General features: G+C 42.3%; 21 protein-coding genes and 1 other RNA gene. 15 read left to right on the forward strand and 7 right to left on the reverse strand.

From position 1 onward, the window contains the following. Position 1: 1 nt before the first annotated feature. Positions 2-601, forward strand: a complete 600-nt coding sequence (locus DFR63_RS09255; protein ID WP_115885665.1) for a response regulator transcription factor — start codon at positions 2-4, stop codon at positions 599-601. Positions 602-616: 15 nt separating this feature from the next. Here DFR63_RS09255 and DFR63_RS09260 read toward each other — a convergent pair whose 3' ends face one another. Further along, positions 617-1,156: a VOC family protein gene (locus tag DFR63_RS09260; protein ID WP_115885666.1), complete on the reverse strand. Its 540-nt coding sequence runs from the start codon at positions 1,154-1,156 to the stop codon at positions 617-619. Positions 1,157-1,324: 168 nt separating this feature from the next. On the opposite strand from DFR63_RS09260, the gene DFR63_RS09265 reads away from it, so the two are divergent. Genes DFR63_RS09265 through DFR63_RS09275 form a run of 3 tightly spaced genes read left to right on the forward strand, consistent with a single transcriptional unit; the run spans position 1,325 to position 3,037 of the window. Further along, positions 1,325-1,807 (forward strand): RrF2 family transcriptional regulator, encoded by a 483-nt coding sequence (locus DFR63_RS09265; RefSeq protein WP_115885667.1) that lies wholly within the window; start codon positions 1,325-1,327, stop codon positions 1,805-1,807. A 15-nt stretch (positions 1,808-1,822) separates the two neighbouring features. Then, the gene (locus DFR63_RS09270; protein ID WP_115885668.1) at positions 1,823-2,794 is read left to right on the forward strand and encodes an LLM class oxidoreductase; all 972 of its coding nucleotides are present in this window, start codon (positions 1,823-1,825) and stop codon (positions 2,792-2,794) included. An 18-nt stretch (positions 2,795-2,812) separates the two neighbouring features. Next, positions 2,813-3,037, forward strand: a complete 225-nt coding sequence (locus tag DFR63_RS09275; protein ID WP_115885669.1) for a DUF896 domain-containing protein — start codon at positions 2,813-2,815, stop codon at positions 3,035-3,037. Between the two features lie 62 nt (positions 3,038-3,099). Here the strand turns inward: DFR63_RS09275 and DFR63_RS09280 are convergent, their stop codons facing one another. The 3 genes from DFR63_RS09280 to DFR63_RS09290 form a co-directional block, all read right to left on the reverse strand. Continuing rightward, positions 3,100-4,305, reverse strand: a complete 1,206-nt coding sequence (locus DFR63_RS09280; protein ID WP_245954169.1) for a CynX/NimT family MFS transporter — start codon at positions 4,303-4,305, stop codon at positions 3,100-3,102. A 21-nt stretch (positions 4,306-4,326) separates the two neighbouring features. After that, entirely contained in the window at positions 4,327-4,845 is a 519-nt protein-coding gene (locus DFR63_RS09285) for a GNAT family N-acetyltransferase (RefSeq protein WP_115885671.1), read from the reverse strand. 89 nt (positions 4,846-4,934) lie between these two features. Beyond that, entirely contained in the window at positions 4,935-5,456 is a 522-nt protein-coding gene (locus DFR63_RS09290; protein WP_115885672.1) for a pyridoxamine 5'-phosphate oxidase family protein, read from the reverse strand. 125 nt (positions 5,457-5,581) lie between these two features. Here DFR63_RS09290 and DFR63_RS09295 point away from each other — a divergent pair, with 125 nt between their 5' ends. From DFR63_RS09295 to DFR63_RS09305, 3 genes are all read left to right on the forward strand, one after another. After that, positions 5,582-6,997, forward strand: a complete 1,416-nt coding sequence (locus tag DFR63_RS09295; RefSeq protein WP_115885673.1) for an FAD/NAD(P)-binding protein — start codon at positions 5,582-5,584, stop codon at positions 6,995-6,997. Between the two features lie 64 nt (positions 6,998-7,061). Beyond that, positions 7,062-8,258 carry an MFS transporter gene (locus DFR63_RS09300; RefSeq protein WP_245954170.1) on the forward strand — a complete coding sequence of 399 codons (1,197 nt, stop codon included), beginning with the start codon at positions 7,062-7,064 and terminating at the stop codon, positions 8,256-8,258. A 105-nt stretch (positions 8,259-8,363) separates the two neighbouring features. Further along, positions 8,364-9,155, forward strand: coding sequence for a VLRF1 family aeRF1-type release factor (locus DFR63_RS09305; protein ID WP_115885674.1), 792 nt, complete (start codon positions 8,364-8,366; stop codon positions 9,153-9,155). Positions 9,156-9,201: 46 nt separating this feature from the next. Here the strand turns inward: DFR63_RS09305 and DFR63_RS09310 are convergent, their stop codons facing one another. Together DFR63_RS09310 and DFR63_RS09315 are read right to left on the reverse strand one after the other, a co-directional pair. Beyond that, complete coding sequence (locus DFR63_RS09310) at positions 9,202-10,494, reverse strand: D-serine ammonia-lyase (RefSeq protein ID WP_115885675.1); 1,293 nt, start codon at positions 10,492-10,494, stop codon at positions 9,202-9,204. A gap of 54 nt (positions 10,495-10,548) precedes the next feature. Beyond that, on the reverse strand, positions 10,549-10,965 hold the full coding sequence (locus tag DFR63_RS09315; protein WP_162842335.1) for a general stress protein: 417 nt from the start codon (positions 10,963-10,965) through the stop codon (positions 10,549-10,551). Positions 10,966-11,085: 120 nt separating this feature from the next. Between DFR63_RS09315 and DFR63_RS09320 the strand changes: the two genes are divergently transcribed. Beyond that, positions 11,086-11,469 carry a GMC oxidoreductase gene (locus DFR63_RS09320; protein WP_342767908.1) on the forward strand — a complete coding sequence of 128 codons (384 nt, stop codon included), beginning with the start codon at positions 11,086-11,088 and terminating at the stop codon, positions 11,467-11,469. Between the two features lie 103 nt (positions 11,470-11,572). Here the strand turns inward: DFR63_RS09320 and DFR63_RS09325 are convergent, their stop codons facing one another. Then, positions 11,573-12,508 carry a DUF2382 domain-containing protein gene (locus DFR63_RS09325; protein WP_115885677.1) on the reverse strand — a complete coding sequence of 312 codons (936 nt, stop codon included), beginning with the start codon at positions 12,506-12,508 and terminating at the stop codon, positions 11,573-11,575. A gap of 225 nt (positions 12,509-12,733) precedes the next feature. On the opposite strand from DFR63_RS09325, the gene DFR63_RS09330 reads away from it, so the two are divergent. From DFR63_RS09330 to recR, 7 genes are all read left to right on the forward strand, one after another. Further along, the gene (locus DFR63_RS09330; RefSeq protein ID WP_115885678.1) at positions 12,734-13,180 is read left to right on the forward strand and encodes a YehR family lipoprotein; all 447 of its coding nucleotides are present in this window, start codon (positions 12,734-12,736) and stop codon (positions 13,178-13,180) included. Between the two features lie 121 nt (positions 13,181-13,301). Beyond that, a complete protein-coding gene (locus DFR63_RS09335; protein WP_115885679.1) occupies positions 13,302-14,102 on the forward strand; it encodes an ABC transporter ATP-binding protein in 801 nt (266 codons plus the stop codon). After that, positions 14,095-15,033 carry a carboxypeptidase-like regulatory domain-containing protein gene (locus DFR63_RS09340; RefSeq protein WP_115885680.1) on the forward strand — a complete coding sequence of 313 codons (939 nt, stop codon included), beginning with the start codon at positions 14,095-14,097 and terminating at the stop codon, positions 15,031-15,033. Before DFR63_RS09335 ends, DFR63_RS09340 begins: the two co-directional genes overlap by 8 nt. A gap of 45 nt (positions 15,034-15,078) precedes the next feature. Then, positions 15,079-15,345, forward strand: an RNA gene (gene ffs / locus DFR63_RS09345) — signal recognition particle sRNA large type. Between the two features lie 118 nt (positions 15,346-15,463). After that, positions 15,464-17,104: a DNA polymerase III subunit gamma/tau gene (gene dnaX, locus DFR63_RS09350; RefSeq protein WP_115885681.1), complete on the forward strand. Its 1,641-nt coding sequence runs from the start codon at positions 15,464-15,466 to the stop codon at positions 17,102-17,104. A gap of 69 nt (positions 17,105-17,173) precedes the next feature. Then, on the forward strand, positions 17,174-17,497 hold the full coding sequence (locus DFR63_RS09355; protein ID WP_115885682.1) for a YbaB/EbfC family nucleoid-associated protein: 324 nt from the start codon (positions 17,174-17,176) through the stop codon (positions 17,495-17,497). Further along, on the forward strand, positions 17,498-18,094 hold the full coding sequence (recR, locus tag DFR63_RS09360; RefSeq protein ID WP_115885683.1) for a recombination mediator RecR: 597 nt from the start codon (positions 17,498-17,500) through the stop codon (positions 18,092-18,094). The last annotated feature ends 323 nt before the right edge of the window (positions 18,095-18,417 follow it).

Below are 18,417 nucleotides of genomic sequence, written 5' to 3' on the forward strand. Positions count from 1 at the left end.
AATGATCAGCATTGTATTGGCTGAAGATCAGAATCTGCTGCTGAGTGCGCTCAGTTCGCTGCTGAGCCTGGAAGAAGATATTTCGGTAGTCGGCACGGCAGGGAACGGCAGAGAAGCACTTAAACTTGTTGAAGAGAAGCAGCCGGATATTTGTTTAATGGATATTGAAATGCCCGTCATGACGGGACTGGATGCTGCAGAAAAGCTCGCGGGGACCGCCTGCAAGGTGATTATACTGACTACTTATGCAAGGCCGGGATATTTTGAACGTGCCAAAAAAGCGCAGGTCAGCGGCTATTTGCTGAAAGATACGCCGAGCGAAACCCTCGCAGAGTCAATCAGGCAGATTATGAACGGGAAGCGGATTTACTCCCCTGAACTGATCGATATCGCATTTGAAACTGATAACCCTCTGACATCACGGGAAATTGAAATTGTCCAGCTGCTCGCAGATGGAAAGACAACGAAATCCATCGCCGAAGAACTGCATTTATCGAACGGAACTATCAGAAATTACGTATCAATTGTGCTTGAAAAGCTCGGCGTAAGTAATAGAATAGAAGCGATTAAAAAGGCTCTTGATAAGGGCTGGCTAAAATAAAAAGCAGTCTTCTGATTAACTTTCAGAAGACTGCTTTTCATCTGGGACAAAAACTTCCGCTTCACTGTAGGGCGGATAATAATAACCTTCCGGCAAGGTCTGAAGTTCGATTAAACTGCCCCAGGGCGTTTTAAAATAAACTGTACCGTTGCCTTCTGTATCTTCAAACCGGGTATTGGCATGAATATTTGACAGCGGCTGGCCCCCTGCCTCCTTCATCTGCTGATATGATTTTTTAATATCATCTGTATAAAAAGAGAGGTGCGTATAACCGTAGTCTTCCAAACTTAACGGTTTTCTGGAATGTACATTATAAAACTGGAACATTTCTATATTCGGTCCGTTGCCGATAGTCAGCATTCTTTTTTTGACTATATAAGACTCTTCAGGAATACCGAGCAGCTTTTCGACTAAGGGTCCGCCTCTCGGCCGGTCATCAAGCGTCTGTGAATCATAAGCAATTTTTGCACCGAGGCTGTTTTTAAAAAATTCGGTTGCAATTTCTATATCCGGAACAGTCATTCCAATATGATTTATACCTCGAATTACACCCATAAGATTCACTCCTTCGCAATAAACTGTAATAGTATCTCCATTCCCTTATTATGCAGTGTTCTAAACCTCTAAACAGACAAGACCCTTGATATCTCTTTTAGCCTGTGTTAGTATACTAACTCGGATAAATATTATCCACGATATAAAAATAATTAAATGGTGATATAGATGCAAATGAAAACAGGTGTGGAACAAGGTGTGTATGCATTGATTTTGTTAAATATGCTGGAAAAGAGAGAATTGCTTCAGGGAGATTCTCTCAGCGAATGTATCGGAGCATCTCCGACATACTTTCAAAAATTACTGAGGAAACTTGTCGGTGCCGGTATTATATCATCGACACCCGGTGTCAAAGGCGGTTTTAAACTGAATAAGGTTGCGGAAGATATTACAGTTTACGATGTTTATCTCGCGGTGGAAGGACGCCAGTCTCTGTATTCTTCAAGCGGAATATTCAATGAAATGTTTCGTCTCGAGAACGCGAAAGAGCCGTGTCTGCTTGATAATTTAATGACTGAAGCGGAACAATCGTGGCAGAGAATACTGCAGAGTGAAACAATTTTCTCCTTACACGAAAAAGTAAAAGAAGGCCGTTATGCAGTGAAGTGTGAACAGCTGTATACATGGGTCGAAAACAATAAAGTGATTTAAAGGCGGTGATGATACATGGCGAAATTTCAAGAGCATAAAGGTTTCAAACGTATGTTTAAAGAAGATAAATTGACACTGGGTTTAGGTTTTCCTCTGGAAGCTTATACAGGCAGCTTTCCCGAGATGGACTTGAATGAACAGATGAAGCTTGCCAAAGAGGCTGAAGATTACGGTTTTGCAGCTTTAACTGTACGTGATGCGCCGCTGTATGATCCGAATTTCGGTGATGTCGGCGGACTGTACGATCCATTTATGTTTTTAACATATGCAGCGGCTCACACGAAAAGTATTGCCTTAACAACCGGGAGTATTGTAACGACATTACGTCATCCTTTTCATACAGCAAAATCTGCTGCAACGCTCGACAGTATATCTGGTCAGCGGTTTATAATGGGAGTCGCAACAGGTGACCGGCAAATAGAATTCCCGGCTTTTAAAGTAGACCGGGATAATAAAGGTGAATTATTCAGAGAGTCGCTTGATGTGATGAAACAGTTGTGGGCCGAAGAATTTTCAGTTACTCAGACAGAACGGACAAACTTAACCGAAGGTGATGTCGTACCGAAACCCGACTTCGGAACAATTCCGGTCTTTGGTACAGGCTACAGCAGCCAGACAATAGAGTGGCTTGCTGAGCATACAGACGGCTGGATGTTTTATCCTCAGAAATTAGAAGGACAAAAAGCGCTGATAAATAAGTGGCGCGGGCTGACTGAAGAATTTAAACCATTTACGCAGCCTCTGATGATTGATTTGTCTGAGCGGGCAAACGAAGCACCGAAAACACTCGACATCAGCTTTAGAGCAGGACGCAATTTTTTAGTGGATTACCTGAATGCCTATCAGGAAGCGGGCGTCAATCATATATCAATCGGGCTTAAAGGCAGCCGCCGCCCGGCGGCAGAAGTAATCCAAGAACTCGGAGAATTTGTTGTACCGAAGTTTCCGGTACACAGAGAACAGAAATTTACATTTTTTAATCAATAAAAGGAAGAAGGGTCAAATATGATCGCAGGATTAGACAGAATAAATGAATTGGCAAAAATACAAAAAACAGTCGGTTTGACTGAAGAACAGAAACAGGAGCAGAAAGTCTTAAGAGAAGATTATCTTCGTCAAATTAGAGGGCAGGTACTTGATTCCTTTTCAGGACTGACAGTCGTCGATCCGCTCGGAAATGACGTAACTCCTGAAAAATTGAAAAGAGAACAGGAAAAAAATAAAATATAGTATTAAAAGAGGCTTTCGGCATATGTAAAATTCATATGCCGAAAGCCTTTTTCATTCATATATTACAGATTGCCTGAAACCTGTTTGTTCTTACCGGACGCAACGCCCATGATGAGCATTACAATGGCAAAGAGAGCCATCATTGACAGCGGCAGCGTCCAGCTGCCAGTAATATCCTGCAGGCCGCCGACCAGCACAGGGCCGACTGCAGCAAGCAGATAACCTAATGACTGTGCCATGCCGGACAGTTCAGCAGCTTCATAGCCGTCTTTAGTTCTGAGTGTAAAGAACATCATCGACAGTGAAAATGCGCTGCCGTTCCCGATACCAAGAAATACTGCCCAGAGTATTGAAAGCTCTGACAGACCCGCCAAGAGCCCGATGATTCCTGCAAGAATCAGTCCGCTGCTGACAAAGGCAAGCATTACCTGATTTTTCATTCTATCGGCTATAACGGGAATAATAAATGTAAAAGGGATACTTGCAAACTGGAAGATAAATACACCCCAGCCGGCAAGATGTATATCGTAGCCGTTAGCAGTTAAAATTGTCGGCAGCCATGTAATCAATGTATAAAATATTAAGGACTGGGCCCCCATAAAGACAGTAATTTTCCATGCAAGCGGGGACCGCAGCATGCCGCCGATTTTCTGGTTGTTAATTTTCTTTTTAGTATCGTGTTTTTTCATCAGCTGAGGCAGCCAGATAAGCAGTGTAATCAGTACAAGCCCGCTCCATATAACTAAAGAACCGCGCCAGCCAAAGCTGCCTGATGTAGCAATAGGAATACTTAAACCGGAACCGAGGGCACCGAACACGTTCATTACAATCGCATACAGCCCGGTCATCAAACCGATTTTAAACGGGAAATTCATCTTGATGATACCCGGGATTAAAACATTCCCGACGGCAATGCCAAGCCCGACCAGCAAGGTGCCTGTAAACAATAATTCAATAGCGCCTGCAGATCTGATGAGAATTCCTATAATAAGGAGTGCGAGGGAAATGGCGATCGTCCGCTCCATGCCGATTTTATTTGCAATTTTCGGTGCAAAAGGCGACAGCAGTGCAAATGCAATGAGCGGCAGTGTCGTAATTGCTCCAGCAAGGGCATTACTGATTCTGAAGTCATCGCGTATAAAAGACACCAGTGCGCCTGCAGAAGTCAACGGAACCCTGAGGTTGGCACCGACTAAAATAACACCGATAATTAACAGCCATCTTAAATTTCTGCTGTTCAATAAGGGCTGATCTATTCTATTATTCAATAGCAGTTTCTCCTTCTGTTTTTATGATAAAATTTTCTCGGCTATAATATCCGTCTGTTCATCATCCCCCATAAAGAAAGAATGGGAACCTGATTTCTTAAAGCCCTGTTTTTTATAAAAACCGATGGCATTCTCATTTTTTTCCCAGACACCGAGCCAGATTTTGTTTTTATTAAGCTGGCGGGCAATATCGTGGGCATAGCTCAGCAGTGCTTTGCCGAGCCCCTGTTTGTGATATTCTTGGAGAACGTAAATTCTTTCCACTTCAAGTGCATCCGGTCCCATGGGTTCGGACTGAGCGGAATTAATGTTTACTTTTAAATATCCTGCAAGTGTCTCAGAACTGTAAATAAAATAAAAACGGGAATCCGGATGACTCAGTTCTTTCCGGATTTTTTCGGCCGTAAAGGCAGAATCTGAATAAGCCTTCATGTTTTCAGCTGTATTTTGAGCTTCAAACGCTTCATAGAAAGTACGATAACTTAATCTTAGCAGCGTATCAGTATCATTGACAGTACACTGTACTATATGCGGAATCATGGAGTCACCTCTATATTAATTTATTTCCTACTATACATGAAACAGGGGATTTAATCATAGTCTGCATAGTAAATAAAAAAGTGCGCCGGCTACAGCCAGTCGCACTTCCATGTACCGTTTATTGATTTATAGAAGAGACGGGCATAGCCGCCTTCATTTAATGCCTGATAAAACTCTATCTCCGAAGGCACAATTTTATAAGCATTTAAATCGCGCACAGCTGCGTCTAAATTATCAGCGACATGTGAAATATCCTCTGCCGCTTCAGCTGTCCCTTTAATGCGAATCTGTCTGCCTGCTTCTTTCCAGTAAAAGTTTAATGAAACACTGCTGTGATGTGCCAGCTGCTTTACTTTTTCCCGGGCTTTTCCAGTTTCAAAATAAAAGCCGTTATTATCCATTGCTTTTAACAGTACTACCCGTGAATCAGGGTTATTATCCTCATCAACAGTTCCGAGTACCATACTGCTGGGTTCGGCCGTACCATTTTCTAGTGCGTGAACGTACCAGGCAGCGAACCGGTCGAGTGGATTTTCATCTAATGTTTTATCCAGCTCCGGAAATGGTCCAGTCATAATCGCTGTATCTTTTAAAATTTTGTTAATCTCCATATCTACACCCCGGCGTTTACTTGTTAAATGTATTTTATCATATTACAATTTCAAAATTGGCGGATTGCTCTCTTTATTTATATACTTAGAGAGAAAGTTAACTTCCAGAGGACAGTGGTGAAACTATGAAGATTAAAAGAATAGCGATTGCAGGTGCAGGAGTTGCTGGTATTTCAATCCTTAAATTTTTTGTAAACGATAAAAGATTCGGCAAAAACTTGGAAATCGATATATATGATGCCCCCAAAACGATGGGGCGGGGTTATGCTTACCAGCATGATGATGATCATTTAGTGATTAATCTGCCGGCTGAAGAGATGTCCCTGACTGCAGATTCTGATGATTATATAAAGTGGCTGGAGAAGACCGGCCATGAAGTTAAAAGCTTTACGAGCCGCAGAGTTTACGGAGAATACATGCACAGTACTCTGACATCTTTTAGCGATGCACATGACAATATTAATATTATAAAAAAATATGCGGAAAATATTGTATTTAACGAAGAGAGCGGGACATATACGCTCCGTGCGGATAATGTGAGTTGTGATTACGATGCTGTATTTTTAATGACAGGCGAATTGTCATACAGTGATCCATACAAACTTAAAGGTGACAGCAATTATTTTTATAATCCTTATCCCATAGAGGATAATTTAAAACATCTTACAGGCAGAATAGGAATTATCGGAAGCGGCTTATCGGCAATTGACAGCTTCAGATATTTAATCCGGAACGGACATAAAAAAGTGTATGTTTTATCGAGAAGCGGAGAAATGCCTGCAGTGAGAGGTACACATTTTGATATTGAACCGCAGCATTTTACGCTGGAAGCAGCCCTGCAGTATGAAAGAGATGGACTGATACCGCTTGAGAAACTGCTTGGACTGTTCAAGCTGGAAATGGAAGCGCAGCAGGTGGACTCGTCCCTCTTCGAACGTAAAACGGACCGCCCTGAAATCGATTTGAAATATGACCTTGAACACCCGGAGAGTGTAGGAAAACTGCAGTATTTAATCACCGATCTGGAAGAAACATTTAAAGTACTGTTTAAGTATTTATCGCGAAGGGATAAACGGACGTTTTTAAAAGAATACCATCCTTATATCAGCGGCAATCACTCACCGATGCCGCCATACGGGGCAAATGAGATTCTTCAATGGATTGATGAAGGAAAACTTGTCTTCATGCACGGCATGGAATCCGCGTCGGCGGATAACGGATTTACCGTGACCTTTGACGATGGGAAATCAGAACACTTTGATATATTAATTAATGCTACAGGACCTGTTAAGTCTATTGAAAAGGATGATACGAAGCTGCTGCAAAATATGTATGATGCAATGCTGCTGGAAGCGGATGAATTCGGGGGAGTGCTGATTAATAAAAACCATGAAATCATCAGCCCGAGATTTGGAACCCTGGAAAATTTCTACACAATCGGCGCTCTGTCGGCAGGCTCAGATTATTTAATCAGAGGAGTTGGAATGCTTGCTTCGGAAACTGAAGATCTTGTGAACCACTTTTTTGAGCACGGACTATAGACAAGGCTCCCTGTTTAATGGAAAATAGAGAGATTCAATAAAATACTAAGGAAGTGCAGTAACAGTGTCAGAAGTATATAAAGACAGATTATGGACGAAAGATTTTATCAATACATCAATTGTTAACTTTGCGCTTATGATGTCGCAGTATTTACTGCTTGTAACCATGGCGATGTACGCAGCCGGGGAATATAATGCTTCGGTCGGTATGGCCGGTCTTGTATCCAGTGCCTTTATCATCGGCTCGCTTATTGGGAGATTGTTCGGAGGCAAGCATATTACAGCGATGGGCGGTAAGAAGATGCTGATAATCGGTTCGGTGCTCATCGTTATACTGACCGCATCTTATTTAATTCCGATGGGTATTTATACGCTTATTGTCCTGCGAATTCTGCACGGTGCAGCAATGGGTTATGCAATGACCGCAACAGGTACTATAATTGCGCAGATTATTCCGCCAAGCAGAAACGGAGAAGGTATCGGCTATTTCAGTATGTCGGTAGTTCTCGCGACTGCGGTCGGCCCGCTAATTGGTGTGTCTTTAATTGCAGCCTACGGATTTACGAGTATTTTTCTCTTTTCATTTGCCATGGCAATCATCAGTCTGGTCATCGGTCTGACAGTTAAGGCACCTCCGGGTCAGCCTTCCAAGTCGACGGACAGCGGCAAATTTAAAATCATGGATTTTTTCGAAAAACGCGCCATGCCGATTTCAGCAGTTATGTTTGTAATGGCATTCGCATATTCTGGAATTTTATCCTATGTGACCGCTTATGCGGAAAGTATCAGCCTGATTCAGGCCGGAAGCCTGTACTTTACGGTATATGGTATCACGGTGCTTCTGTCGCGGCCGATTACAGGACCGCTCCTTGACCGTAAAGGCGCAAATATTGTAATGTACCCTGCAATTATTATGTTTGCTATCGGACTCGCCGTTATCAGCCAGGCCTCTCTGACCATGGTCTTCCTGATTGCTGCAGCACTGATTGGTTTCGGTTACGGCAACATACAATCGGTTACCCAGGCGCTTGCAATTAAAGTAACACCCCCGGAACGTCTGGGCCTTGCAAATACAACGTATTTTATCGCGCTCGATCTCGGTCTTGGTTTCGGACCGTTCCTGCTTGGTTATATTGTGCCGTCACTCGGTTACAGAGGAATGTACATGACCCTTGCTTTTGTCGTTCTTGCCGGTATTATTGTGTATTATTTCCTGCACGGCAGACGCGATAAAGAAATTACAAAAAATAGCGGAGCATAATCATATCACCTGCCGGATTAACGGCAGGTGATATTTTTGTTTTGCAAAAAATTATGAGGGTAAGGTATTGAAACTATGTAATTCTGAAAGGGGAGTAAGGTAATAATGTCATTAGCAGAGATTATCGAGGAAATCAAAGGAAAACGCGATGAAACCGGAATACTGACTATCCACTTAAACACGGACGCGAGTTCAGGTAATCTTTCAAACGGTGAATGGAAGATACATTTAAAAAACGGTTTGAAAGAACTTAAAGAAGAAGTTAAAGAAAAGGATAATCAAACAGAATTGAAAGCGCTGAAAAAACTGCAGGATAAAGTGGAGAAAGAAATTGCGACACATCAGCGTGAGATGCGAAAAGGATTTATACTAGTCGCATCTGCTGACGGAGAACTGTGGAAAGCAAGAATACTGCAAGTTCCGGTCACAACATCATTTCATTGGGGCAAGACTGCTGAAATGCAGCAGATCGAAGAACTTGCGCAGCGGTTTCCTGAAACAGCTTTAGTTGCAGTACAGCAGGCTGATGTAACATTTATCGAAACGTCACTTGGAATTATCAGAGATACAAGAAAATACAGCTGGGATGTCGAAAGTGAAAACTGGATAGACTATGAAGAAGCGACTACATCGCGGGCTAGAGGCGGCGGTAAAGATGATTTTCAGCACCGGTTCGCAGAAAATCAGCACCGCTGGTATAAGAATTTAGCTGCGCAGCTGGATAAAGAACTTAAAGACCGCGGCTTGGAAGGCGCCTACCTTATTGGAAGTAAGGAATCGGTATCTGAAATAGAATCGAATATGAATTCTAAGCATGTTAAAGGTGTGATAACGAAAAATCTGGGTTCAAAACCGGATCACGAAATTTTAAATGAGGTCTTCGAAACCTTGATATAAAGTCAAAAAAGGAGAAGCCGCAGCTTCTCCTTTTTGTGAACTCGCACTATAACAAATCTTTCCCTTTACGGTAATACTCCTTATAGATATCTTCAGGAACCATATCTCCGCCGGTGCTCCATGCTATATGTGTACCTTCAGACTTTACAGAGAGGGGACCGATAACACCGGCAAGAGCAGATGGTTCCAGCTCAATATTTTCACTGTCATACATCAGAGCCAGCATTTTAAATAGGTTTTCATCGCTGACAGTATAGGCACCGCCTATCAGGTTTTCGAGAAGCTTTCCGACAAAACCGGAAGCTCTGCCGACAGCAAGTCCGTCAGCAGCTGTGATATTATCGATGCCGAAGTCCTGCACTGAAACTTTATCGTGGCAGCCGGTCATCATGCCGAGAGTCATGCACGGCGAGTGTACCGGTTCGGCAAAATAGCAATTTACAGCATCGCCGAAAATGACTTTGAGACCAAATGCAATACCTCCGGGGCCGCCCCCTACACCGCACGGCAGATATACGTTTAAAGGATGTTTCTTATCTATTTTAATATTCTGATCCTGGAGCTGAGCCCTCAGCCGGATAGCGGCAACTGAATATCCCAAAAATAAAGTTTTTGAGTTCTCATCATCAATAAAATAACTGCGCTCATCTTTAAGACTGTCTCTTCTGCCCTGAGCCACTGCTTTCGAGTAGTCATCGCTGTGTTCGACGACTTTAACGCCTTTAGCCCTCAGCATATCTTTTTTCCACTGTCTCGCATCATCGGACATATGAATAATTACTTTAAAACCCAGTTCCGCGCCGATAATCCCAATGCTTAAACCGAGATTCCCAGTTGAACCGCAGACGAGAGAATACTCAGAGAAAAGATTTTTAAACTCTGTATCAGTAAATTTTTTATAATTGTCTTTTTCAGTAATAAGACCTTCCCGAAGAGCGAGACTTTCTGCAAAAGTAAGAACTTCATAAATTCCGCCGCGTGCTTTGACGGAACCCGAAATCGGCAGTCTATTATCTTCTTTTAAATAAAAAGCTCCGTCAATCTCCTTGCCGAACAGGTTTTTTAAACCGGTCTGAATATGACTCAGCCGGGTCAGCGGCGATTCTATGATTCCTGCTTGGACTGCTGTTTCAGGAAAGGCATGAGCAATGAAGGGAGCAAAACGTTTTAAGCGCGCTTCTGCATCTAAGATATCATCTTCGCTGAGTATTAAATCCGGCAGAACAGTTTCTGCAGCTGACTGATTACTGTTCAACCAGAATGTCTCTTTATAATCGATTAAATCTCGAACTCCCGGAAATTCATTACACCACTGTTCAATCGTTTTGTTAAGTATCACTGCATTCGCTCCTTAAAAAAATAAGCAGGTCTGTAGAGACCCACTTAATAAATACTATAGTTCTTTACGATTCTCAGTAACTTGCTCCATATCAACGACTTCAGTATCCCGATCGTACGGCATATCTTTCATTTCGGATTTAAATACGCCGTCTAATTCGGGATGGTTGATGTACAGAATGTACTGATGATGTTCGAGCGCGTAATTATAAGCTTCCTGCTGCTCATGTGTCAGCCCGAGGTCAGCCATACGGCGATCTTCCGGTTCCCCTGCGGAGAAATAAGTAACAATCTTATCACCGGCAGTACCGTCGATGGATTTCTTTTCAATATCTTCGTTCAGCTCGACACTTTCAAATGATGTATTCGAAAAAAGAGTCAGCTGATTATTGTTTACGTCCATCTCTCTGCGCAGCTGATGAATACGATTCACTAAATCATCTTCGTTAATATATGTTTCTAATCTGGCCAAATATATCCCCTCCTATAACAAATCCATATTAAATATTTACCCTATCTTAGCTGAACAAAACAAAAACAGGACAATGTATTTTTATACATTGTCCTGTTTAATTTAATGACTTAAATATTCTTGATTCAGCTTTTTATAAAGCTGGTCTTCAAAATAATTGCGGTTTGCCTGATCGAAGAAATTCTGGTTGAGATGGGTGCGGTGGAAACAGACCGCAGAGAACTCACGGAACATTTCGATATTTTCCCTGCGCACAATGACCACATTGTGGGAGGTACGATTATAGGTGCTGACCCGGAAACAAGTGTTGTAAACAACTACCTTCAGATTTGGGACGAAGATAACGTCTTTGTTATCGGCGGTTCAAACTTCCCTCATAACGGCGGCTATAATCCGACAGGAACTGTTGGAGCATTTGCTTACCGTGCAGCAGAAGGCATTAAAATGTATTTAAAAGATAACAGACAATTAGCTGAAGCAGGAGAAGTTGCAGGCGCTAATTAATGATATAGGGACTGTCTCTTTTGGAGGCAGTCTTTTTTGTGCTGAAAGCAGAAAGGACATAAAAAAATACCCGGAGGAAACTCCGGGTACATTCATAAATCATTTATTTTCTGAAATCGTTGTCGCGAAGACCGTCTTTTCTCACGTTATCCTTATTAAAGTCGCCTTCATCAACATCTAATTCCTCACGGCGGACTTCTTCAGAAACATGTTCCACATCTTCGTGTTTTTCTTTTTTAATAGTAACTTCTTCATTCACTACATTTTCTTTATCCACGTTGACTCTTTCTTCGTTCACCGGAATGCGGACTTCATCTACATCGTTAGTATCATCGAAGTTGCCTTTAGCCGGAACATCGTCAACCGGATTGCGTTCAATTACGACTTCTTCACGTTCTACTGGAATATCAAATTCCTGTCTGTCGGTTTCAACATGTTTATCAACAGTAACTTCACCAGTCTGAACGTTTTCTTTGTCAACATTAACCCGTTCTTCACGCAGCTGAATTCTCTCTTCTTCAGTAAGATCATTATCTCGATCTACTGCACGTGCATCCAGCTCAGGGTCTCTGTCATATAAATTGTCATTGCTGACTGTATCGTTATTGTAGCCGTCATTTACAGCTGCGCTGCCTGCAAGGCCTGCACCTGTAGCGTTTGTTTTGTTATCGTAATCGTAAGTGTCGCGTGTTTCACCATAGTTCATAGTGCTGTCTGAATCAACATCAGGTGTATCAACATATACCAGCACTTCACCTGCATTTAATGAATTTCTATACTGGACCTGTTCTGACTGACTTAATCCTAAATCATTTAGCACTTTCTCTTCAGGATCATCCGGTGAGAAGAATGAAACGAACTTATCCCATGCAGAGCCTTCTGAATCTCTGAAGTTTACATCGGTATTGCCAAAAGTATCTTTGTTTACGGGCTGCTGTGATAATACTGTAATGTCACGGTCTGCAACACCTTCTGCTATTAATTCTTCAACGCGCGTCAAGGCATCATTTTCTGTAACGTAATTTTCAATTCTACTCATTAATATTCCCCTCCATAGAGATAATTGTTTACTTAGATTTTTAATTTGAATCAGTTTTTCATGTCACAATATATAGTTACCCGGCCTATTTTTTCTAAAACATAAATGAAATATTTTTTCTGTTTATATTCTAAAATCAAGAGATTGTTGATGTATAAATAAGTAGTTTACCGTCTGCATTATAAGGTATGTATAATAGTAAAGAAGAAAAAGGGGAAGGTTATTATGCGAAAAGCGTGGGCGTTATTTCTATTTGCAGCTTTGATGATTATACTGACTGCATGCGGCAGTGAAGAGACAAGGATCTTTGAACTGAATGACCAGGGTGTGGAAAGTACGCTGGTTTATACACATAACGGTGATGAGGTTATCAGCCAGTCGACTGAGAACATTATTAATTATGAAGAACTTGGAATCGACAAAGAACAGGCCGAAGAGATTTTTGCAGGCTATTCAGATCAGTACCAGGATTTAGCGGGTGTAGAGCACAGTTTTGATTTCGGGGATGAAGAGGCGACGGAAAACATTTCTATCGTCTATGATGAAATTGATGCTGAAGAACTTGAAAATGTTGAAGGCATAGATTTTGAAGGAGATCCGTCAGATGGTATCAGCATGGAACGTTCTGCGGAAATGCTTCTGGATCAGGGTTATACTGAAGTTGAAGAGTAAAGTGATTTCCCGGGATATTTATCGATTCTTAATACATCGGTAAATATCCCGGGATTTTTAATGATACAGCCGGCTTTTTCCGGTTATAATGGAAAAGAATATATTATTGGGAGTGACAGCTGTGGAAAAAGTTCTTTCATTAAATAATATTATTTGGCGGCGAAATGGCGAAACGATATTAAACGATGTATCATTTGAAGTGAACAAGGGTGAACAGTGGGCGGTGCTCGGATTAAACGGTGCCGGAAAAACATCTGTACTTGATATCATTATGGGTTATAATTATCCGACGGACGGCAGCGCAAGGGTGGTCGGCACGGAATTCGGCAAGGCAAGCCTGCCCGAGATGAGGAAGAAAATCGGTTTTGTCAGCTCTAGTCTCGATAAATTTTATCAGACTCTGAACCGGGAAACCGGACTCAATATCGTCCTGAGCGGGAAGTTTTCATCCTTCGGACTTTATCAGAGTATTGATACAGCATCGAAGAGAAAAGCGGAAGATATACTGAAAAAACTGAATCTCAGCTACTTGTCAGATAGAACGTATAATACTTTTTCAGAAGGCGAGCGCCGCAGAATACTAATCGGGAGGGCACTGATGGGTGAACCCGAGCTCTTAATCCTGGATGAACCATGCAGCGGTCTGGATATCCGGGCACGTGAAGATGTACTGAAGATAGTGAACGGGATTCCGCAGGAAAAGCGCCATCTGCTGTATGTCACGCATCACATTGAAGAACTCACGAGTGCGATTACCCATGTCTTGTTAGTTAAAGACGGCGGTATCGTTGCCGCCGGACCGAAAAAAGAAGTGCTGACAGGAAAGCTGCTGAGTGACACTTATAAAACACCGGTCAAAGTTTATTTTGAAAATGAAAGACCATGGCTTGTTATTGATAATGTGGAGGGTGACGATGATTAAGAAATATCTGGTGGCATTGATTGCAGTCTTAATAATATTTACCCCTGCCCATGCATTCGCGGTGGAGCAGGGCACTACTTTTGACGATGGAACCAGCGGAGGCACATATTACGAAGAGCCTTGGCAGGAACCAGCGTACGATAATACATATGAAGAACCGGGTTATGAAGAGAACTTCCAAAATGATAGGTATCAGAATGACAGCGCTGAGGGAGAAGGTGCATGGGATAACGGTTATAACGGAGCGGAAGATAATACTTATAATGACGGCTACAGTGAGCAGTATGAAGAGCCGGAAGTGTATGAAGAATCCTATACAGAGCCTTATAGTGAAGTGTATGAAGAAGAGTATACAGAGCCGGAAATTTACACAGAACCGGCTGCTGAACCTGAAACGATTGAAGTACCTGAAGAGCCGGAAGAAACAGAAGAACTGACCATTAACGCAGTTAAAGGTGAAGGACATACTGTCAGCGGTGTTGTAACAGAAGATGAGGCGCCGGCTGAGAATGTAAAACTTCTTTTATCTGCAGAAGACGATTCAATAGAAGCTGTCTCGAATGATAAAGGCGAGTTTACTTTTACAGATGTTGCGAACGGCACTTATACATTGAAAGCCGTGGACAGCCAAACTTATCAGGCGGCAGCTGAACCCATCGAAGTCAAGGTGGAGAACCGCAATAAGCTCGGTTATGAAATTGCAGTAATACAGGTCGAAAAAGAACCGGAAACAGAAGAAGTACCTGAAGAAACAGAAGAGCCGGAAGAAGCGGACGAGGAGCTGCCGGCTGAAGCAGCAGAAACAGATCAGCAGGCATCCGAGACCTCAGACGGAATGTCGGCATTTGAACTGATACTTATTTCAGGCGGAACAATATTGCTGCTGGCTGCAATTGGCATTGCTTTATTCAGGAAAATATCCGCAAGATAAAAGAATTCTTGCATCACGATAAGTAATTTGTTATTATAAAACATACCGTGCTAAGCGGGGAGGTAGCGGTGCCCTGTACTTGCAATCCGCTCGAGCAAGGCTGAATTCCACTTTTGAGGGTTTGAAGTGTGAGGACTGCCTCGGGAGTTCCAGTGTTGAGATTGCGGTCCTATGCAATAGAACGTCATGAATCATGTCAGGTCCGGAAGGAAGCAGCATTAAGTGGCCCATTCTATGTGCCGTAGGGTTGCCGTGGTTGAGCTGGTCTCCCGAGTAACGCTTGTGCATCATACTCGACAAAGTGGTGCACGGTTTTTATTTTGACTTCATAATGAATGAGGTCTTTTTTTATGCCTAAAAACAGGAATATAAAGAAGCCTGTGTGTTATAATTATAGCTAGAATTTATGAAGAGTTGAGGTGCCATAATAATGGAGTACCAGGCGTTATACAGAGCTTTTCGGCCTCAAAAGTTCAGCGATGTAGTTGGCCAGCATCACGTCACAAAAACTTTGCAGAATGCCATTACGCGCAATAAGGAATCCCATGCTTATTTATTCAGCGGCCCGCGGGGGACAGGGAAAACGAGTATTGCCAAGATATTTGCCAAAGCATTGAACTGTCAGTTTGAGACGGATGGCGAACCTTGTAATGAATGTGAACTGTGTGTTTCCATTACAGACGGCAGCGCTAATGATGTAATTGAAATTGATGCTGCAAGTAATAACGGTGTGGACGAAATCCGCAATATAAGAGATAAAGTAAAGTATGCTCCGGCAGAAGCGGAGTTTAAAGTATATATAATAGATGAAGTGCATATGCTGACAACAGGAGCATTCAACGCACTGTTAAAAACATTGGAAGAGCCGCCGGCTCATGCGATATTCATCTTGGCTACAACAGAGCCTCACAAAATACCCGCAACGATTATTTCCAGAACCCAGCGTTTTGATTTCAAATCGCTGGATATAGAAGAAATTACAGAACGTCTCGAATTTGTAGCGCAGCAGGAAAACACTGCCTATGATAAAGAAGCTTTGTCATATATTGCGCGAATCGCAGAAGGCGGGATGCGCGATGCCTTGTCCATAATGGATCAGGTGATTGCATTCAGCAGTGATGAAATTACTATGCAGGATGCTGTAATGATTACAGGCGGTATCGAAAGAGATGAATTGAATGAATGGATGAAGTTTATCGAACAGAAGGACTCTGAAGCGGCTTTCAAGAAGTTTCATCAGCTGATTGATGAAGGGAAAGACCCGACGCGTCTTGTTCATGAACTTGTCTATTTTATAAGAGATATCATTCTGATGAAACATTCAGGAGAGATTTCAGAAGAGACTGCATTCGTACATGTGGAAGATGAACTTCTGTATAAGATGATCGATGTGCTGAACGATGCGATGGTCAGCATGCGTTTTTCTGTGAGCGTCAGTGTTCATTTGGAAATCGTTATCGTTAAGATGATCCGCGTGCTCGATGCACCGTTGCCGGCAGCAGCTGCAGGCGGTGCCTCATCGGAAGAGATTGCAGAATTAAAAGCGCAGCTCAAGCATCTCGAGCAGAAAATTGCTTCCGGTGCAGCAGCTGTAAAAGAAAAACCGAAAAGATCTTCTTCGGCCAGGAGCAGACAAGGTTTTTCTGTAGAAAAAATAGAACGTGTGCTGAATTCTGCTAATAAGGAAGATCTGGTTAAGCTGAAAGACGGCTGGCCGGGAGTATATCAGTATATAGAAGAAAAGGGACTTCAATCTCTTCGCGCACTGATAAAAGACTCGGTACCGGTCGCGGCAAGTGATACGCATGTGCTGATTAAGTTTGATAATGATGTGCACTCTGAGCTTATAAATCAAAATGCAGAGAAGAAAGAAGAACTGGAAAATCTGATTCCTACTATTATTGGTAAAAAAGTGCAGGTTGTCGGTGTGCCGGATTCAAGCTGGCAGCAGGTTCGTCAAAATTATATCGACAGTCACCGCAATGATATTCAGCAAAAACAGCAGCAGGAAGAAAAGCCTTCGGATATCGCCCGGAAGATGTTCGGTGATATCGTAGAAGTTAATGACTGATAGTTTGTAAATCGAAGATAATCATATATAATATGTAAGTGATAAAATAATGTATCGGAGGATGAAAACATGCGCGGTGGTATGAATAACATGCAAGGCATGATGAAACAGATGCAGAAAATGCAAAAGAAGATGGAAGAAGAACAGGCTAAATTGAAAGAAGAGCAAGTTGAAGGTACAGCTGGCGGCGGCATGGTCACAGTAGTAGTATCCGGACACAAAGAAGTGCTGGATGTTATTGTCAAAGAAGAAGTTGTAGATCCGGATGATGTCGAAATGCTGCAGGATTTAATCGTTGCTGCAACAAATGAAGCTTTAAACAAAGCGGATGAACTGTCAAGCGAACGTTTAGGCAAGCACACTAAAGGTTTAAATATACCAGGGATGATGTAGATGCATTATCCTGAACCGATATCCAAGCTCATAGACAGCTTCATGAAATTGCCGGGTATTGGGCCGAAAACAGCTCAGCGCCTGGCATTTTATGTACTTAATATGAAGGAAGACGACGTAGTCGACTTTTCGAAAAGCTTAATGCAGGTGAAGCGGGAGTTGACTTTCTGCAGTATATGCGGACACATTACAGATGTTGATCCCTGCTATATATGTGAAGATAAAAATAGAGACCGTTCCACCATTTGCGTTGTACAGGATACGAAGGATGTTATCGCTATGGAAAAAATGCGCGAATATAACGGACTCTATCATGTGCTGCGGGGTGCCATCAGTCCGATGGACGGCATCGGCCCTGAAGATATAAATATACCTTCATTATTGGAACGTTTAAAAGATGAGGAAGTAAAAGAACTGATTCTCGCGACTAATCCTAATATAGAAGGAGAAAGTACCGCAATGTATTTAACGCGGCTTATAAAACCGATAGGAATCAAAACGACCAGGCTCGCTCACGGGCTGCCGATAGGCGGCGATCTCGAGTACGCCGATGAAGTGACGCTTTCGAAAGCTATTGAATACAGAACGGAAATATAAGAGCCGCAAGGCTCTTTTTATTTTTTCGAAATAAATTTAAATTAAGGGTTGCGCAAATATAGATTGTCCTGTATAGTTATCTCTTGTCGGGTTCGAAACAAGCGCACAACAAAACACAACAAAGAAATTAACAAAAAGAAACAAAAAAGTGCTTGCAATTGAAAATCCCGCATGATATACTAATTAAGCAGTCAACGAGATTGACGCAAACAACACAAAACTTTACACAAAGAACATTGAAAACTGAATGACAATATGTCAACGTTTAATTCCGAATAAAGAAGTCTTCTATTAATTAGGAGCAGACATTGAGGCGACCAATT

Origin of the sequence: Jeotgalicoccus halotolerans, assembly GCF_003387165.1 — a bacterium.
Classification (GTDB): domain Bacteria; phylum Bacillota; class Bacilli; order Staphylococcales; family Salinicoccaceae; genus Jeotgalicoccus; species Jeotgalicoccus halotolerans.

Coding starts and splice junctions, on each gene's coding strand:
- DFR63_RS09255 (WP_115885665.1), top strand. CDS start 2: ATGATCAGCATTGTATTGGCTGAAGATCAGAATCTGCTGCTGAGTGCG.
- DFR63_RS09260 (WP_115885666.1), bottom strand. CDS start 1,156: ATGGGTGTAATTCGAGGTATAAATCATATTGGAATGACTGTTCCGGAT.
- DFR63_RS09265 (WP_115885667.1), top strand. CDS start 1,325: ATGCAAATGAAAACAGGTGTGGAACAAGGTGTGTATGCATTGATTTTG.
- DFR63_RS09270 (WP_115885668.1), top strand. CDS start 1,823: ATGGCGAAATTTCAAGAGCATAAAGGTTTCAAACGTATGTTTAAAGAA.
- DFR63_RS09275 (WP_115885669.1), top strand. CDS start 2,813: ATGATCGCAGGATTAGACAGAATAAATGAATTGGCAAAAATACAAAAA.
- DFR63_RS09285 (WP_115885671.1), bottom strand. CDS start 4,845: ATGATTCCGCATATAGTACAGTGTACTGTCAATGATACTGATACGCTG.
- DFR63_RS09290 (WP_115885672.1), bottom strand. CDS start 5,456: ATGGAGATTAACAAAATTTTAAAAGATACAGCGATTATGACTGGACCA.
- DFR63_RS09295 (WP_115885673.1), top strand. CDS start 5,582: ATGAAGATTAAAAGAATAGCGATTGCAGGTGCAGGAGTTGCTGGTATT.
- DFR63_RS09305 (WP_115885674.1), top strand. CDS start 8,364: ATGTCATTAGCAGAGATTATCGAGGAAATCAAAGGAAAACGCGATGAA.
- DFR63_RS09325 (WP_115885677.1), bottom strand. CDS start 12,508: ATGAGTAGAATTGAAAATTACGTTACAGAAAATGATGCCTTGACGCGC.
- DFR63_RS09330 (WP_115885678.1), top strand. CDS start 12,734: ATGCGAAAAGCGTGGGCGTTATTTCTATTTGCAGCTTTGATGATTATA.
- DFR63_RS09340 (WP_115885680.1), top strand. CDS start 14,095: ATGATTAAGAAATATCTGGTGGCATTGATTGCAGTCTTAATAATATTT.
- dnaX (WP_115885681.1), top strand. CDS start 15,464: ATGGAGTACCAGGCGTTATACAGAGCTTTTCGGCCTCAAAAGTTCAGC.
- DFR63_RS09355 (WP_115885682.1), top strand. CDS start 17,174: ATGCGCGGTGGTATGAATAACATGCAAGGCATGATGAAACAGATGCAG.
- recR (WP_115885683.1), top strand. CDS start 17,498: ATGCATTATCCTGAACCGATATCCAAGCTCATAGACAGCTTCATGAAA.